This is a genomic window from Streptomyces sp. NPDC024632 (genome assembly GCF_055559175.1).
Genome location: NZ_JBVHLD010000003.1, coordinates 267,980 through 281,975 on the forward strand (window position 1 = coordinate 267,980; position 13,996 = coordinate 281,975).

Genomic DNA, 13,996 nt, shown 5'->3' on the forward strand with positions numbered 1-13,996 from the left:
GGTTCTTTGTTTTGATTCGCCTCCACTAACCCCCCCCCCCCCCCCCGCCCTCTCCCCCCCCCCCCCCCCCCCCCCCCCCCCCCCCCCCCCCCCCGCCCGTGTGCAACCGGCGTCAGCAGCCCAGCAGTCGGCTGCCCAGGTAGGTCTCCACCTGGTCGAGCGACACGCGCTCCTGCTTCATCGTGTCGCGCTCGCGGACCGTCACCGCGTTGTCCTCGAGCGTGTCGAAGTCGACGGTCACGCAGAACGGCGTGCCGATCTCGTCCTGGCGGCGGTAGCGGCGGCCGATGGCGCCCGCGTCGTCGAACTCGATGTTCCAGTTGGCGCGCAGGGCGGTGGCCAGGCCCTTGGCCTTCGGGGACAGCTCGGGGTTGCGGGAGAGCGGCAGGACGGCGACCTTGACCGGCGCGAGGCGCGGGTCGAGCCGCATCACGGTGCGCTTCTCCATGACGCCCTTGGCGTTGGGCGCCTCGTCCTCGTTGTACGCGTCGAGCATGAAGGCCAGCATCGCGCGGTTGACACCGGCCGCGGGCTCGATGACGTACGGGAACCAGCGCTCGCCCGCCTCCTGGTCGAAGTAGGAGAGGTCCTGGCCGGACGCCTTGGAGTGCGAGGAGAGATCGTAGTCGGTGCGGTTGGCGACGCCCTCCAGCTCACTGAACTCCTGGCCGCCGAAGTTGAAGCGGTACTCGATGTCGGCGGTGCGCTTGGAGTAGTGGGAGAGCTTCTCCTTGGGGTGGTCGAACCACCGGATGTTCTCCTCCCGGATGCCCAGGCCCGTGTACCAGTTCCAGCGCTCCTGCATCCAGTACTCGTGCCACTTCTCGTCCTCGCCGGGCTTGACGAAGAACTCCATCTCCATCTGCTCGAACTCGCGGGTGCGGAAGATGAAGTTGCCCGGCGTGATCTCGTTGCGGAACGACTTGCCCATCTGGGCGATGCCGAACGGCGGCTTCTTGCGCGAAGTGGTCTGCACCTGGGCGAAGTTGGTGAAGATGCCCTGCGCGGTCTCGGGCCGCAGGTACGCCACCGAGCCCGCGTCCTGGGTCGGGCCGAGGTGGGTCTGGAGCATGCCGGAGAACTGCTTGGGCTCGGTGAAGGCGCCCTTGGTGCCGCAGTGCGGGCAGTTGATGTCGGCGAGGCCGTTGGCCGGGGGCTTGCCGTGCTTGGCCTCGTACGCCTCCTCCAGGTGGTCCGCGCGGTAGCGCTTGTGACAGGAGGTGCACTCGGTGAGCGGGTCGGAGAACGTGGCGACGTGGCCGGAGGCCACCCAGACCTCGGGGGCGAGGATCACCGACGAGTCGATTCCCACCACGTCCTCACGGGAGGTCACCATGGCGCGCCACCACTGGCGCTTGATGTTCTCCTTCAGCTCGACGCCCAGCGGCCCGTAGTCCCAGGCGGCCTTGGAGCCGCCGTAGATCTCACTGCTCGGGAAAACGAAGCCACGGCGCTTGCTCAGGCTGACGATGGTGTCGATCTTGTCGGCGGCCACGGTGCTCTCTTCAGTACGACGAAGCGGTCAGTTGCCTCAGATTACCGGCGGGTGCGGTCCCCTTATCAAATCCGTTCCGGAACCCGGCTCCAGGAACCCGGCCGGGAGCGGATCGCGGACCCCGCCCTACGGATATTGACAATCGTTTCCACATCAGATGAAAATGACAGTCATGAACATCCATCGCCGCCCGATATCCGCCGTCTCCGTCGCCGCCGCGGCCGTGCTCGGCCTGCTGGCACTGTCGGCCTGCTCCGGCGCCGACGCCTCCGAGAACACCTCGGGTGACTCCAAGAGCGGCGGAAAACTCAAGGTCACGGCCGCTTTCTACCCGCTGGAGTACCTGGCGGCGCAGATCGGCGCCGACCATGTCGCGGTGACCGACCTCACCAAGCCGGGCGTGGAGCCGCACGACCTGGAGCTGACGCCGAAGGAGACCGGCAGGCTCGGCCAGTCCGATGTGATCGTCTACCTCAAGGGCCTCCAGCCCGCCGTGGACGACGCCGTGAAGCTCTCCGGCGTCAAGCACAAGGTCGACGCCGCGTCGCTGACCACCCTGGAGTCCCACGGCACCGAGGTGGACGGCACGCACCACACGACCGGCGACAACGGCACCGGCGGCGGCAGCGAGGAAGGCGCGGGCGCCGACCCGCACATCTGGCTGGACCCGGTGAAGTACGCCGAGGTCGCCAAGGGCGTCGGCAAGGCGCTGGAGCAGGCCGACCCGGCGAACGCGGCGGCGTACGGCAAGAACACCGACGCGCTGGTCGCCCGGCTCACCGCCCTGGACACCGCATTCCGCGACGGCCTGAAGAACCGCGCCTCCGACACCTTCGTCACCACGCACGCCGCCTTCGGCTACCTCGCCGAGCGGTACGGGCTGGTCGAGGAGGCCATCAACGGCATCGACCCGGAGAGCGAGCCCAGCGCGGCGCGGGTCAAGGCGCTGCACGACCTGGTGAAGAGCAAGCACGTGTCGACCGTCTTCTTCGAGACGCTGGTCAGCGACGCCACCGCGAAGACCCTCGCGGGCGACCTGAGGCTGCGCACCGACGTCCTCGACCCGATCGAGGGCATCACCGACAAGTCCAAGGGCACCGACTACTTCCAGGTGCAGCGGAGCAATCTGACGGCCCTGCGCGCGGCGCTCGGCGCGAAGTGACGGAGGTCACCGCCATGGACCAGCAAGCCGTCGAAGCGGCCGGGGACACCGGCGCGGTCACGGACCCGGTCATCGCGCTCAGCGGCGCCACCGCCACCCTCGGCGCTCGCCCCGTACTGCGCGGCATCGACCTGACCGTCGGGCGCGGCGAGGTCGTGGCGCTCCTCGGCGCCAACGGCTCGGGCAAGTCCACGGCGGTGCGCGCGGTCATCGGCCAGGTGCCGCTGACCGGCGGCTCGCTGGAGCTGTTCGGTACGCCGCTGCGCCGCTTCCGGCAGTGGGCGCGGATCGGGTACGTGCCGCAGCGCACCACGGCGGCCGGCGGCGTGCCCGCGACCGTACGCGAGGTGGTCTCGGCCGGGCGGCTGGCCCGTACCCGGCTGCGGCCGATGCGCCGCGCCGACCGGGCGGCCGTGGACCGGGCCATCGCCGTCGTCGACCTCACCGACCGCGCGGGCGACTCCGTGGACGCGCTCTCCGGCGGCCAGCACCAGCGGGTGCTGATCGCCCGCGCGCTGGCCGGGGAGCCGGACCTGCTCATCATGGACGAGCCGATGGCGGGCGTGGACCTCGACAGCCAGCGCATCCTCGCGGCGACCCTGCGCGCCCAGGTCGCGGCGGGCACCACCGTCCTGCTGGTCCTGCACGAACTGGGGCCGCTGGAACCGCTGATCGACCGCGCGGTCGTGCTGCGCGACGGCTGCGTGACGTACGAGGGCGCGCCGCCGCGGGCACTGGGACAGCACGCCCTGCCGGGCCACGACCACGTACACCCGCACGCGGACACCTCGGCCGCGCCGGTCAGGACGGGACTGCTGAGCTGATGGAATTCCTCGACTACGCCTTCATGCAACGGGCCCTGATCGCCGCCGCGCTGGTCGGCCTCACCGCGCCGGCCATCGGGATCTACCTCGTGCAGCGACGGCAGGCCCTGATGGGCGACGGTATCGGCCATGTCGCGCTGACCGGCGTCGGCCTCGGCTTCCTCCTCCAGTCCAACCCGGTCTGGATGGCCACCGCCGTCTCGGTGGCGGGCGCCGTCGCGATGGAGCTGATCCGCTGGTACGGCAAGACGCGCGGCGACATCGCGCTGGCCATGCTCTTCTACGGCGGCATGGCGGGCGGTGTGATGCTGACCAGCCTCGCGCCGAACGGCTCCAACGCCAACCTGGAGACGTACCTGTTCGGTTCGATCACCACCGTCTCGCCGTCCGACATCACCACGATGTGCCTGCTGGCGGGCTTCGTCATGCTGGTGACCGTGGGCCTGCGGCGGCAGCTCTTCGCGGTGTCGCAGGACGAGGAGTTCGCGCGGGTCACCGGGCTGCCGGTGCGGCTGCTGAATCTGCTGGTCGCGGTCACGGCCGCGCTCACCGTCACGGTCGCGATGCGCGTGGTCGGGCTGCTGCTGGTCAGCGCGCTGATGGTGATCCCCGTCGCGGCGGCGCAGCAGGTCACCCGCAGCTTCCTGGTCACCTTCGTCAGCGCGGTGGCCATCGGCGTCACCGTGACGCTGTCCGGCACCGTCACCTCGTACTACGTGGACGTGCCGTCCGGTGCGACGATCGTCCTGATCACCATCGGGCTCTTCATCGTGCTCACCGCGCTCGCCACTCCGCTGGCCAGGAAACGCGCCAGGCGGGCCGCGGCGGAGCGGGAACGGTGCACCCTGGAGGTGGAGGTGCCCGCCGCCCGCGGCGCCGCCGACGAGGTACCCGCCTGAACGGAACGGCCTGGCACAATGGGCCGTCCGGACAGGTGCACGAAGCGACCCAGAAGGAGGCACCGGTGACCACCCATCCCGTACGTGGCCGCTCCACCCGGCAACGGGCCGCCGTGTCGGCCGCTCTCTCGGAGGTCGACGAATTCCGCAGCGCGCAGGATCTGCACGACATCCTGAAGCACCGCGGCGACTCCGTCGGGCTCACCACGGTCTACCGGACCCTTCAGTCGCTGGCCGACGCGGGCGAGATCGATGTCCTCCGGACCGGTGAGGGCGAGTCCGTCTACCGCCGCTGCTCCGGCGGCGGCCACCACCACCACCTCGTCTGCCGCGTCTGCGGCAAGGCCGTCGAGGTCGAGGGGCCCGCCGTCGAGAAGTGGGCCGACGCCGTCGCCGCCGAGCACGGCTTCGCCGATGTCGCCCACACCATGGAGATCTTCGGCACCTGCTCCGACTGCGTCGAGCACCCCCAGCCCTAGCCCACCCCCAAGGGCCTCCCCCGCCCTTCCCCGACCCCGCCCGGACGGCTCTTCCACCGGGGCGGTAGGCCGGTCTTTCCCGGGCGCGGCCCCCGGACGGCTCTTCCACCGGGGCGCCGGCCACGTGTTTTCAGGGGCGCGGGGAACTGCGCGCTCAGCCCCCAACGGTGGCGCGCCTTTGAGAACCGGCCCCAGCGGGGCAGTTGCTGTGTGTTTTCGGGCGAAAGCCCGGTGGGGGCTGGTCGCGCAGTTCCCCGCGCCCCCAAAAAAGCAGGCCCTGCGCAAGGGCACCGCGCGGCCGGGAAGATCGGGCCGCCGTCCGGGGCGGAGGAACCGTCCGGGGGCGGCCCCGGGAAGGATCGGGTCACCCCGCCCGGGAGGGGCTAGGCGCGTTGGTCGCCGGCGAGCTGGGCCTCGTTGGGGATGGCCCCGCCGAAGCGACGGTCGCGCGAGGCGTATTCGACGCAGGCCCGCCACAGATCGCGCCGGTCGAAATCGGGCCACAGCACGTCCTGGAAGACCATCTCGGCGTAACTGCTCTGCCAGAGCAGATAGTTGGAGGTGCGCTGCTCACCACTGGGACGCAGGAAGAGATCCACGTCGGGCATGTCGGCGTAGTAGAGATACTTGGCGAAGGTCTTCTCGTTGACCTTGGACGGGTCGAGCCGCCCGTCGGCGACATCACGGGCGATGGCCTGCGCCGCATCGGCGATCTCGGCGCGCCCCCCGTAGTTGACGCAGAAATACAGCGTCATCGCGTCATTGTCGACGGTCTGCTCCTGGGCGACCTGGAGCTCCTGCACGACGGACTTCCACATCTTGGGCATGCGCCCGACCCACCGGATGCGGATGCCGAGTTCGTCCATCTCGTCGCGGCGCCGCCGGATCACGTCCCGGTTGAAGTTCATCAGGAAGCGCACCTCCTCGGGCGAGCGCTTCCAGTTCTCGGTCGAGAAGGCGTACAGCGAGAGGTTCTTGACGCCGATCTCCAGGCAGCCCTTCAGCACGTCCAGGACGACGCCCTCGCCGACCCGGTGGCCCTCGGTGCGCGGCAGGCCGCGCTCCTTGGCCCAGCGGCCGTTGCCGTCCATGACGACGGCCACGTGCTTGGGCACCAGCTCGCTCTGGAGCTTCGGCGGACGCGCCCCCGACGGGTGCGGGTCGGGTGTCCGGTACGAGCTTCGGGAACGGGCCAGAATCCCGTGACGTGCCATGGTGGTACTTCTCCTCATGCCTTCTCGGCTCAGGTCTTCTCGACGAACCGCAGGGAGCGCAGTCCGCGCTCCAGGTGCCACTGGAGGTAGGCCGCCACCAGCCCGCTGCCCTCACGGCAGTGGCGCGGCTCGCAGGCGTCCGCGGTCTCCCAGTCGCCGCCCAGCAGCGCGCCGAGCAGTTCCAGTGACTCCCGTGAGGGTACGACGCTTCCCGGCACCCGGCAGTCGCCGCAGACGACTCCTCCCGCGCCGACCGAAAAGAACCGGTTGGGACCGGTCATACCGCATTTGGCACAGTCGTCGAAGCTGGGCGCGTATCCGTTGACGGCCAGCGACCGCAGCAGGAAGGCGTCGAGCACCAGCCGGGGCTCGTGGTCACCCGCCGCGAGCGTCCGCAGCGCGCCGACCAGCAGCAGATACTGCTGCACGGCGGGCTCGCCCTCGTGGTCGGTGAAGCGCTCCGCGGTCTCCAGCATCGCGGTGCCCGCGGTGTAGCGGTCGTAGTCGGTGACGATCGAGCCGCCGTACGGCGCGATCGTCTCGCCCTGTGTGCACAGCGGCAGACCGCGGCCGACCAGTTCCCCGCCGCGGACGAAGAACTGCACGTCGACGTGGCTGAACGGCTCCAGGCGCGCGCCGAACTTCGACTTCGTCCTGCGCACACCGCGGGCCACCGCCCGTACCCGTCCGTGCCGCCGGGTGAGCAGCGTGATGATCCGGTCCGCCTCACCCAGCTTCTGGGTGCGCAGCACGATGCCGTCGTCGCGGAACAGACTCATGGGCCCATTCTCGCGTACGGCGGGAGCGGTACGGCGACGGACGGCCGACCGGCCGCCGCCGGGCCCCGGCTCAGCGGTCGGCGCCGGGCGCGACCAGGCCGGACTCGTAGGCGGTGATGACGAGTTGGGCGCGGTCGCGGGCGCCGAGCTTGCCCATGATCCGGCTCACGTGCGTCTTGGCGGTGAGCGGGCTCAGGCCCAGCGCCTCACCGGTCTCCGCGTTGTTCAGGCCGCGCGCGACCAGCGTGAGGACTTCGCGCTCGCGCTCGGACAGCCCGCCGAGCCCGGCCGGGGCCGGGGCGCTGACCAGCGGCCGGTCCGGCAGCCGCAGCACCCGGGCGATCAGCCGCGCGGTGGGGCCGGGTGACAGCAGCGAGTCCCCGGCCGCCACGGTACGGATCGCGTCCAGCAGCTCCGCGGGCCTGGTGTCCTTGACCAGGAAGCCGGACGCGCCCGCGCGCAGCGCCGACACCACGTGCTGGTCGTCGTCGTAGGTGGTCAGTACGAGGATGCGCACACCCGCCAGGTCGTCGTCGGCGGCGATCCGCCGGGTGGCCTCGATGCCGTCGAGCTCCGGCATGCGGATGTCCATCACGATGACGTCGGCGCGGGCGCTGCGGGCCTGCTCGACCGCCTCCAGGCCGTTCGCCGCCTGCCCGACCACCTCCATGTCGCGGGCGGACTCCACCAGCATCGCGAACGCGGCCCGCACCAGCGTCTGGTCGTCGGCGAGCAGCACGCGGATCGGCGGCGGCGAGGTCATCTGTGGTCTCCCTGGTGATCGACGGTGAGCGGCAGCACGGCGCTGACCGCGAAGCCCGTACGGTCCTGGCGCGGCCCCGCGGTGAGGGTGCCGCCCACGCTGCGGGCGCGCTCGCGCATCCCGGCGATGCCGAAGCCCTCGGTACGCCCCTCGGCGCGGTTCGCGGGCGCGGGACCGCCGCAGGATCCGTCGTCCTCGATCAGCAGGTGCAGGGCCGTCTCCCGGCGGTCCACCCGTACGGTGATCAGCGGGCTCGGCACCCCCGCGTGCCGTACCGCGTTGGTGAGCGACTCCTGGACGATCCGGAAGGCCGCGGCGCCCACCGCGGGCGGCACCGGCGCGACGCCCACGGCGTCGCCCAGGTCCACCCGGGCCCCCGCCGCCTCGGCGGCCTTGGCGAGCGCCGGTATCCCCGCGAGGTCGGGCAGCGGGCCGTCGCCGTCCGCGCGCAGCACCCGCAGCGTCGTCCGCAGCTCGGCGCGGGCCTCCCGGCAGGTGTCGGCGATCGTGTCGAGCGCGGCGGCCACCGCCGTACGGTCGAGCCGGTCGGGGTCGGCGACCAGGATGTGCGCGGCCACCGACGTCTGCACGCCGATCAGGGTGATGCTGTGCGCGAGCAGGTCGTGCAGGTCGCGGGCGATCCGCAGCCGCTCCTCCGCGACCCGGCGGGCCGCCTCCTCCTCGCGGGTGCGCTCGGCGCGCTCGGCCCGCCCGACGATCGCGGCCACGTAGTTGCGGTGCATCCGCACCACCTCGCCCGCCACCGCGACCGCCACGATCCAGCCGGCGCTCTTGAGCATGTCGGTGCCCGCGTGCGGCGCGCTGATCGTCGACATGATGGCCGCCATCAGCGCGATCACCGTCGGCAGCAGCAGGAACGTACGCAACGGCGGCCCCGCGACCGCCAGCGCGTACAGCGCCACCATGCTCGACGGGATCGGCGCCACCTGGATGTTCTCCAGGTAGTGGTACGGCGCCACGAACGCCAGCATCCCGAGCATGCACACCAGCGGCGAACGCCGCCGCCACACTAGCACCAGCGCGCTGCCCACCAGCAGCGCCCAGCCCGCCAGGTCCGGCCGCCCGCTGGCCGGCTCCTCCGGCAGACAGCACGCCAGGAACGCCTCCACGGCGAACACGAGCGCGGCGAACGCCACGTCGGCGGGGGCGACCCGCGGTCCCGGCGCCGCCGGGATGCGCGGGGCGCGCAGAAGGTCCATGGTGAGCGCCACGGACCCATCCTCCCGGACGCGGGGTGCGCCGAGCCAGGTCACGGGGTCGCGGCGGGGCGCAGACGGGCCAGCGGTACGGCCCTGAGCCGCGGTACCGCCCACGGACGTGTGGTGACGTTCATGGGCTCCTCCGAAAGCCGAGGTCTTCTCCTACCGTCAGCTTCCTCCGCCGGGCTCGCCTTCCTCGTCCCGCCCAGGACCGATCCGGGGGCTACTCCCCCAGGAGTACGCCCCCCTTCACGCAGGGCCTCGGCTCCGTCAGGGGCGCTGGGGGGGCACCTTGAGAACTGGCCCTGCGCCAGGGCGCCCGCGGGCGGACCGCAGGTCAGAGGGCCGCGGCGGCTCCGGCGAGGAGGCGGTCGATGTCGGTGAGGGGCAGGGAGAGACAGCGGCCGACGGCTTCGAGGACTTCGCGTTCCGCAGGAAGGTAGGGCCCGTCGGCGAGGGCGATGTGGGCGCCCTGGAGGAGAACCCGCTCGCGCCCGAGCGGCTCGAGGTGGTCGGCCAGCGGCTCGAGCGCCTCGTGGAGCTCGATGGACAGCCAGCTCCCGCACCCGTCGACCTCGTCGGCGAAGGAGTCGGGCCCGAGGGGGGCACCCCCCGAGCCGGAGGCGCCGTACCGGCCCTCGTCGGCGACGATGGCGGCGAGCAGCCCGAGCAACTGGTCCTCGGTGCAGTCGGAGAACCCGGCGGAGCGCACGGCGCCGACGGCGGCCTCGCGGGCCGGGCGGCCGGTGGCGCCGCCCGCGGTGAGGACGGCGAGCGCGATGGTGTGCACGGCGTCCCGCAGCATCGCGGAGAAGCGGGTGGTGGTGGGCCGCAGCAGGACGTCGGAGGCGTACTGCCGGTGGCAGGCGGTGCACTCGATGACGGTGCCCGCGGGGCCCCGGCGCAGGACCGGCACATTGAGCACGGTCAGTCTGCGGGTGCCGGTTCTGCGGTGGTAGGCACGGTCGCCGCCGCAATCAGGGCAGAAGAACTCACCGTCGTCCTCGGTGTGCCACGCCGTTCGCACACCCCAGATACACAGCCTCAGCTTCATCACGCTGCACCCTCCGGCCGTTCGGCAACGCTGCCGCACTGCCGTGATGTTAGCCACAGTCGGCGGTCGCAGTCAGTACCGCGTAAGGGGCAATTGCCTTGCGAGGGTGCTCGAACCGGTCCGCCCGGGGGTTTTCGCCCCTCGGACGGACCGGGTGAACCGGGTCAATCCCGTCAGCGCGCGGCCCGGTTGACGGCCGAGACCAGCGCCTGCAACGACGCGCGGGTGGTGTTGGGGTCGACGCCGATCCCCCACAGCACCTTTCCGTCGATCGCGCACTCGATGTACGAGGCGGCCCGCGCGGAGGCGCCCTCGCTCATGGTGTGCTCGGAGTAGTCCAGGACACGGGCGTCGATGCCCACCCCGGCGAGCGCGTCGACGAAGGCCGAGATCGGGCCGTTGCCCGTACCGCTCAGGGTGGTCTCGACGCCGTCGACCACGGCCTCGACGGTGAGGGCGTCGGTGCCGTCGCTGGAGGTGGACGTCTGGGCGGAGCGCAGGGCGACCCGGCCCCACGGGTTGTCGCTGGTGGGCAGGTACTCGTCCTGGAAGACCGACCAGATCTGCGCGGGGGTGACCTCGCCGCCCTCGCTGTCGGTCTTGGCCTGGATGATCCGGGAGAACTCGATCTGCATGCGCCGCGGCAGGTCCAGCTTGTGGCCGTTCTTCAGCACGTACGCGACGCCGCCCTTGCCGGACTGCGAGTTGACGCGGATGACGGCCTCGTACGAGCGGCCGACGTCCTTGGGGTCGATCGGCAGGTACGGCACCGCCCACTCGATGTCGTCGACGGTCTTGCCCTCGGCGGCGGCGGTGGCCTCCATCGCCTCGAAGCCCTTCTTGATGGCGTCCTGGTGGGAGCCGGAGAAGGAGGTGTAGACCAGGTCGCCCGCGTAGGGGTGGCGCGGGTGGACCTCCATCTGGTTGCAGTACTCGGCGGTACGACGGATCTCGTCGATCTGCGAGAAGTCGATCTGCGGGTCGACGCCCTGGCTGAACAGGTTCATGCCCAGCGTCACCAGGTCGACGTTGCCGGTGCGCTCGCCCTGCCCGAACAGGCAGCCCTCGACCCGGTCCGCGCCGGCCATGAGCGCCAGTTCGGCGGCGGCCACGGCCGTACCGCGGTCGTTGTGCGGGTGCACGGACAGGCACACGTACTCGCGGCGGGACAGGTTCCGCGACATCCACTCGAAGCGGTCGGCGTGCGTGGAGGGGGTGGAACGCTCCACGGTGGCGGGCAGGTTGAGGATGATCTCGCGGCCCGGCTCGGGCTGCCAGACGTCCATCACGCCCTCGCAGACCTCCAGGGCGAAGTCCAGTTCGGTGTCGGTGAAGATCTCCGGGCTGTACTGGTAGCCGAAGACGGTGTCGTCGCCCAGGATCTTCTCGGCGTACTCCATCACCAGCCGGGTGCCGTCCACCGCGATCGCCTTGACCTGGTCACGGCTGCCGCGGAAGACGACGCGGCGGAAGACCGGCGCGGTCGCGTTGTACAGGTGGACGGTGGCGCGGGGTACGCCGCGCAGGGCCTCGACGGTGCGCTCGATGAGTTCCTCGCGCGCCTGGGTCAGGACGGAGACCGTCACGTCCTCGGGGATCGCGTCGCCCTCGATCAGGGAGCGTACGAAGTCGAAGTCGGTCTGGCCCGAGGACGGGAAGCCGATCTCGATCTCCTTGTAGCCCATGCGGACCAGCAGGTCGAACATCTCGCGCTTGCGGGTGGGCGACATGGGGTCGATCAGCGCCTGGTTGCCGTCGCGCAGGTCCGTGGAGAGCCAGCGGGGCGCCTGGGTGATGCGGGCGTTCGGCCAGGTGCGGTCGGCGATGTCCACGGCCTCGTAGTGGCCGTACTTGTGGACTGGCATCACGCTGGGGCGCTGGCGCGCGGTGGCCGTGGTGATGGGCGTGGGACGGCCGACGCGATTGGGGGTTGTCATGGGGCTCTGGCTCCTCGGGGGTCCGGCTGAGTGTCGGCCGACGGCGATGGCACGCCTGAACTCCGCGGGGAGGGGGTCGGCCTACGACTACAGGCCCTCGCCGCGGCAGCTAAGGAGAAGCAGCCCGAAACGCATGATGGGACGACCATAACCGAGGCGGCCGGAATCACGTAGCCGGTACGAAGATCCTCTCAGCATGCAAGATGCACGGTTCTGTCCACTCAAACCATGATCCTTCGCTCCTTTTCGTCAATCATCGTCGCAACCCGTGACAGCGACTGTGACGCGTGCCACATTGCCGCCATGACTGCCACGCATGCGCCCAACGCCGTCTTCTGCACGATCGTGCCGCCGCACGTGCTCGACAAGCTGTCCCGTTCCGAGGACTCCGGGGTCTCGGGACCCGCCCGCCGCACCCTGGAGCAGGACGCGCTGCAACGCACCAGGCGCCGCCTGACCACGGTGATCGGCGCCACCGCCGTCACCGGGGCCGCCGCCTCCGACCAGCCGCGACGGACCGTTCACGACGCCAAGCACCAGGACACGCTGCCGGGGCGCAAGGTGCGCGCCGAGGGCGCCAAGCCGTCCAAGGACGTGAGCGTCAACCGGGCGTACGACGCGCTCGGCGCGACCTTCGAGACGTATCTGAAGGCGTACGGGCGTCACTCGATCGACGACGCGGGCCTGCCGCTGGTGGCCAGCGTCCACTACCTACAGGGCTACAACAACGCCTTCTGGAACGGCCAGCAGATGGTCTTCGGGGACGGCGACGGCGAGATCTTCCTGGACTTCACCCTTCCGCTGGACGTGATCGGCCACGAGTTGACGCACGGCGTCACCCAGTACAGCGCCAACCTGGACTATTTCGGGCAGTCCGGCGCGCTCAACGAGTCCGTCTCCGATGTCTTCGGCAGCCTCATCAAGCAGTTCACACTCGGGCAGAGCGCGGAGCAGGCCGACTGGCTGATCGGCGCCGGGCTGCTCGCACCGGGCGTCGACGGCCACGCGCTGCGCTCGATGAAGGAGCCCGGCACCGCCTACGACGACCCGCGGCTCGGCAAGGACCCGCAGCCCGGCACGATGGACGGCTACGTCACCACCTCGCGCGACAACGGCGGCGTGCACATCAACTCGGGCATCCCCAACCACGCCTTCTACCTCCTGGCGGCCGAGCTGGGCGGCAACGCCTGGGAGCAGGCCGGGCAGATCTGGTACGACACCCTCACCGGCGGCTCGCTGTCGCCGCACGCCCAGTTCGCGGACTTCGCCGCGGCCACCGCCGCGGCGGCCAAGGCCCGCTACGGTGAAGGCGAGCAGCACCAGGCGGTGCTCTCGTCCTGGTCCCAGGTGGGCGTCGCTCCGGCCGCCGCCCCCGCGGCCGAGGTCCCCCGCCAGCAGCCCGGCCAGCCGCAGGAGGCGTGACACAGCCCATGCGTATCGAGGTGGTCCGCTCCGGCGGCTTCGCGGGCATCCCCCGCCACGCCGCCCTCGACACGGCGGGCCGCCCCGACGCGGGCCGCCTCACCTCCCTGGCCGAGGCCGTCCTGGCCGCTCCGCCGCCCTCGGGCCCCCCGGTCCCCGACGGCTTCACCTACGCCATCACCGCCGACGGCCGCACCGCCCACTGCGCCGACCCCCACCTGACCCCCGCCCAACGCGAACTGATCGAGGCGGTCCTGGGCGAGGGCGCGTAGGGTACCGGCGGAGCCGACCCGCTGAGCGGAGCCGCCCTGTGGAACCGACCCGCGAAGCCGACCCGCGAATCGATCGGAGGCGATCACCCTGCTCACGCTGGACCTGCACCCGATCTTCCGCAACAACCGCGACATCGACCTCGCCCTGCGCGAGACCCTCTTCAGGGCCGCGCGCACCGGCGTCGGCGTCGTCCAGATCATCCCCGGCAAGGGGTCGGGCCAGTTGAAGAAGCGCGTCCTGGCCTTCCTCGCCCAGAAGCACATCAAGAAGCTGTACGTCCGCGTCGAGACCGACGCCACCAACACCGGCCGCGTCCTGGTGCACTTGCGCTAGGTCTGGATCCGTCGGGTCGACCGCCGGTGCCACCCCGGCAGTAAATACGGTGCGGGCGGTATCACGGGCCGCGACGCCTGATCCGCCTTGCCTCGGAATTCCCCGTCGCCCACCGATCTCGCGCGTAAACTGAGTCCTTCCG

Annotated in this window: 14 protein-coding genes; 7 read left to right on the forward strand and 7 right to left on the reverse strand. The window is 71.2% G+C overall.

The window, feature by feature from the left end:
• Positions 1–112 precede the first annotated feature (112 nt).
• Positions 113–1,495 carry a glycine--tRNA ligase gene (locus tag ACZ37P_RS08500; protein ID WP_355344566.1) on the reverse strand — a complete coding sequence of 461 codons (1,383 nt, stop codon included), beginning with the start codon at positions 1,493–1,495 and terminating at the stop codon, positions 113–115.
• A 172-nt stretch (positions 1,496–1,667) separates the two neighbouring features.
• Between ACZ37P_RS08500 and ACZ37P_RS08505 the strand changes: the two genes are divergently transcribed.
• The 4 genes from ACZ37P_RS08505 to ACZ37P_RS08520 all read left to right on the forward strand — a co-directional run bounded on the left by ACZ37P_RS08505 (position 1,668) and on the right by ACZ37P_RS08520 (position 4,859).
• A complete protein-coding gene (locus ACZ37P_RS08505) occupies positions 1,668–2,657 on the forward strand; it encodes a metal ABC transporter substrate-binding protein (protein WP_401304396.1) in 990 nt (329 codons plus the stop codon).
• 14 nt (positions 2,658–2,671) lie between these two features.
• Positions 2,672–3,481 (forward strand): metal ABC transporter ATP-binding protein, encoded by an 810-nt coding sequence (locus ACZ37P_RS08510; protein WP_391047465.1) that lies wholly within the window; start codon positions 2,672–2,674, stop codon positions 3,479–3,481.
• A complete protein-coding gene (locus ACZ37P_RS08515) occupies positions 3,481–4,380 on the forward strand; it encodes a metal ABC transporter permease (protein ID WP_355344557.1) in 900 nt (299 codons plus the stop codon). Before ACZ37P_RS08510 ends, ACZ37P_RS08515 begins: the two co-directional genes overlap by 1 nt.
• A gap of 65 nt (positions 4,381–4,445) precedes the next feature.
• Positions 4,446–4,859, forward strand: a complete 414-nt coding sequence (locus ACZ37P_RS08520; RefSeq protein ID WP_355344554.1) for a Fur family transcriptional regulator — start codon at positions 4,446–4,448, stop codon at positions 4,857–4,859.
• A gap of 383 nt (positions 4,860–5,242) precedes the next feature.
• On the opposite strand, the gene ACZ37P_RS08525 is transcribed toward ACZ37P_RS08520, so the two are convergent.
• The 6 genes from ACZ37P_RS08525 to leuA all read right to left on the reverse strand — a co-directional run bounded on the left by ACZ37P_RS08525 (position 5,243) and on the right by leuA (position 11,826).
• Positions 5,243–6,073, reverse strand: coding sequence for an isoprenyl transferase (locus tag ACZ37P_RS08525; protein ID WP_188280782.1), 831 nt, complete (start codon positions 6,071–6,073; stop codon positions 5,243–5,245).
• A 29-nt stretch (positions 6,074–6,102) separates the two neighbouring features.
• On the reverse strand, positions 6,103–6,852 hold the full coding sequence (recO, locus tag ACZ37P_RS08530) for a DNA repair protein RecO (protein WP_355344550.1): 750 nt from the start codon (positions 6,850–6,852) through the stop codon (positions 6,103–6,105).
• 70 nt (positions 6,853–6,922) lie between these two features.
• Positions 6,923–7,615, reverse strand: a complete 693-nt coding sequence (locus tag ACZ37P_RS08535; RefSeq protein ID WP_355344548.1) for a response regulator transcription factor — start codon at positions 7,613–7,615, stop codon at positions 6,923–6,925.
• Positions 7,612–8,835 carry a sensor histidine kinase gene (locus tag ACZ37P_RS08540; RefSeq protein WP_391047656.1) on the reverse strand — a complete coding sequence of 408 codons (1,224 nt, stop codon included), beginning with the start codon at positions 8,833–8,835 and terminating at the stop codon, positions 7,612–7,614. Before ACZ37P_RS08540 ends, ACZ37P_RS08535 begins: the two co-directional genes overlap by 4 nt.
• A gap of 337 nt (positions 8,836–9,172) precedes the next feature.
• Entirely contained in the window at positions 9,173–9,889 is a 717-nt protein-coding gene (locus ACZ37P_RS08545; RefSeq protein WP_391047470.1) for a TerB family tellurite resistance protein, read from the reverse strand.
• Between the two features lie 173 nt (positions 9,890–10,062).
• Positions 10,063–11,826, reverse strand: coding sequence for a 2-isopropylmalate synthase (gene leuA / locus ACZ37P_RS08550; RefSeq protein ID WP_401853322.1), 1,764 nt, complete (start codon positions 11,824–11,826; stop codon positions 10,063–10,065).
• Positions 11,827–12,129: 303 nt separating this feature from the next.
• Between leuA and ACZ37P_RS08555 the strand changes: the two genes are divergently transcribed.
• The 3 genes from ACZ37P_RS08555 (at position 12,130) to ACZ37P_RS08565 (ending at position 13,854) form a co-directional block, all read left to right on the forward strand.
• Positions 12,130–13,248 carry a M4 family metallopeptidase gene (locus ACZ37P_RS08555; RefSeq protein ID WP_467345621.1) on the forward strand — a complete coding sequence of 373 codons (1,119 nt, stop codon included), beginning with the start codon at positions 12,130–12,132 and terminating at the stop codon, positions 13,246–13,248.
• 8 nt (positions 13,249–13,256) lie between these two features.
• On the forward strand, positions 13,257–13,520 hold the full coding sequence (locus ACZ37P_RS08560) for a protealysin inhibitor emfourin (RefSeq protein WP_355344843.1): 264 nt from the start codon (positions 13,257–13,259) through the stop codon (positions 13,518–13,520).
• Positions 13,521–13,623: 103 nt separating this feature from the next.
• Positions 13,624–13,854: a Smr/MutS family protein gene (locus tag ACZ37P_RS08565; protein ID WP_467345863.1), complete on the forward strand. Its 231-nt coding sequence runs from the start codon at positions 13,624–13,626 to the stop codon at positions 13,852–13,854.
• Positions 13,855–13,996 lie beyond the last annotated feature (142 nt).